This window comes from Limosilactobacillus alvi (assembly GCF_016900115.1).
Taxonomy (GTDB): domain Bacteria; phylum Bacillota; class Bacilli; order Lactobacillales; family Lactobacillaceae; genus Limosilactobacillus; species Limosilactobacillus alvi.
Genome location: NZ_JACJJQ010000124.1, coordinates 1 through 248, shown reverse-complemented (window position 1 = coordinate 248; position 248 = coordinate 1). Strand labels below are relative to the sequence as shown.

At 62.9% G+C, this 248-nt stretch carries 1 protein-coding gene; it reads left to right on the top strand.

All coding sequences use genetic code 11. From position 1 onward, the window contains the following. Positions 1–39: 39 nt before the first annotated feature. The coding region (locus H5993_RS09340; RefSeq protein WP_204777123.1) for a hypothetical protein at positions 40–248 on the top strand (209 nt) is incomplete at its 3' end.

The window sequence follows — 248 nt, the reverse complement described above, 5'->3', positions numbered from 1 at the left end:
CTTCTGACGTTGTACCAATCGACGCTGCAGTGGGAGCCGATGATCGAGATCATCGATCGCATCGCGGAGCTCGAGACGCGCGCCGAGGCCAAGGCCAAGTACGCGTACACCGTCGGCGTGATCACGCGCGATGAGCTCAAAGACGTGCCGCAGTCGCTGGTGCGCTTCGACCTGGCGCTCGACCTCGACCCGGTCGGGATGCTCAAGGCGTTCGAGGCCATCAACAAGCTGCTCACGCACCAGAAGGA